The following is a 2,382-nucleotide window of genomic DNA, read 5'->3' as shown; positions in this document are numbered from 1 at the left end:
TCTTCCCTCTGCCTTTACAATTATGACATGACATCTTCAGTCATCAGCGGAGACAGAGGCATGGTTCTCTTTAACAGGATATTCGGGAAGAAAGACGGTTCGGAAAACAATTCCGGAGAGTCTTGCTCTTCAGAGATAGCAGAGCTGCGGGCAAGGCTGGCCCTCGCGGAGCAGGAACGCGATGCTCTGGCCCGGGAGAAGAACTCTCTGACGCAAAAGGTGGAATCTCTTGCTCAGGAAAACCAGTCTCTTACTCAGGAAAAACAGTCTTTGACTCAGGATAAGGAATCCCTGGCTCAGCAGGTGGAAACCCTGAAAAAGGAATACGAACCCCTGAAAAAATCCGTGGATTTTATACAAAACACAGTCTGCGCCTGGCCCAAAACCATTGCCGAAATCCTGAATACGGCAAAGAAAGAAGGATTTAACGATGATCCGCTGGCTCATAAGGATGTTGCCGCAATCATTAATGATATAAACGGCCATCTCGTCACGTGGCTTACCGGTTACGCAGAACACATTAGGAGGTTCGACGACGGTCCTCATTCCAAGGGGTATGGAAACGGCAGCGAGAAAATTGACGAAGCCTCTCTGGGCAAAGCGTTAGAAAAACTTCATGAGAGTCTTACTGCCGAAACAGATACCGCCGCATCTGAACATCCCGCTCCCGCCGCAGAGGCCAATCAGCAGCCTGATCCCGTAACAGAAAACGTTCCGCAGACTGATTCTTCTGAGCCGCAGGATCGGGGGCAAACACAAACGGCGGAAGAAAAGTCAGACAAGCCTGAGCCGGCATCGCAGAAACAACAGACAAAGACCGCCGGTCAGGATCCGAAAAAGAAATTAGTCAAAAATGCGCTGTATGCGGCTATTGCGGAAATGCTGAAATTATGCGAGAACGGCTTTGATGGAATAGAAACAGTAAACAAATTCTGGTATGACAGCACGAAGGATCCCAATACCAGGAGGATGCTGGCCGTTTCCAGTCTGTTTAATCCGGAGAATATCGCCGTATTCGAAAAACTGGCGGAGCGCGATGATCTGGATGATAATACAAAGAACTTTATTATAGCCATGTGCCAATGCTGCGGTAATTTCAGTCGCAGATTCTTCAAACTCGTAAAGCGCTATATCAAGGAGAAAAACTCGGCGAACCCGCGCCCGAACGGAACCAAAGACAGAAAATATGCCCGCAAGGCAGAGAGAGCTCCTTCGCCGAAGGACAGCAAGGAGAACCTGCCGTCAGTGTGTCCGGAGTGCAAAACGCCTCTTGAGATACTTAATCCTGCGGGAGAAATGATCCAGGTACTCGGTCTGCTTAGCATGGTTATTAACTCAGAAGAGTTTGTGCATCTTGTTTCAGCCTATCCGGAAATGCTCTATTGTCCGGATTGTCATAAGATTTTTACCCCCCGTATCATAGACGCCGCCATTACCGCTGCCGCCCCCGGTTATAACATCAATCTTTTAACGCTTGCCAGCCTGTCCAATCTGATGTACGGCGGAATACCGGTAAACACGCTGACAGCCGTTGCCGCCAGGTATCTGTCGCTGGGGCACAATACAATCTATAACAATTTCACGGCCTATACGGAGATTATCCTGGCCCCGATTGCCAGGGTTATAGAAGAGCATATCCGGCTTGCAAAGTCCGGCAACCTTGACGAAACTCCCGTAAGCGTCAACACGAACTTTAAAAACAAGGAAAAGACAAAAGCCTTCATTATGGGAATTACGTGCCCGCAGGCCGCAACTCCCGGCAAAAGACTGATGCTCTTCAAGGCCATGAGCGGAAGATCCCGGGAAGATTTCGAAAAGAGCCTTAAGGGGTTTACGTTCAAATTGATTACCGCAGACCGCTGCGCAACTTACAGCGAGGAATTCCTCAGCGAGGTATTCGGAGAGGAAGTTCTGATTCAGCGGTGCCTCGACCACCTGAAAAGACCGCTGCTGACCGTTATGGCCAACCCGTCATCAATCTATTTTAAAGATACCTACGACCAATCGGTTCAGAAGCTTAAGGACGGGCTGTCAGCGCCAAAACTGAACGATGCCGCGGTCATATATGTCGTAATGACGGCTTATTCGATGATTGCCGCATGTGAAAGAGAGTTCCGGGATGAGCATCCGCTTCCGGAAAACGAGGAGCAGCAAAAGGATTACTACGCTCTCCTGAAAGCTCACAGACAGATGTACGAAGCTCGCTGGGCCGATGTAATTGAGCGGGGAATGGTTTATCTTTACAAGGAATACCAGGCAACCAAGTATGATGAATCGGCGAAGAAATTCGTCAACGTTTCAAACAGGTTCTACACCAAGGCTGTCACCTACTTCATGAACAGCAAAGACGAGTTCAGAACCTTCCTGGATCATCCGGAAGTT

General features: G+C 49.1%; 1 protein-coding gene. It reads left to right on the top strand.

All coding sequences use genetic code 11. The annotated features are described in order from the left end of the window. Nucleotides 1-60: 60 nt before the first annotated feature. The coding region (locus tag ACJROR_RS04450; RefSeq protein WP_406546044.1) for a transposase at nucleotides 61-2,382 on the top strand (2,322 nt) is incomplete at its 3' end.

The organism is Succinimonas sp., from assembly GCF_045225735.1.
Taxonomy (GTDB): domain Bacteria; phylum Pseudomonadota; class Gammaproteobacteria; order Enterobacterales; family Succinivibrionaceae; genus Succinimonas.
This window is presented reverse-complemented; position numbering and strand designations above follow the sequence as displayed.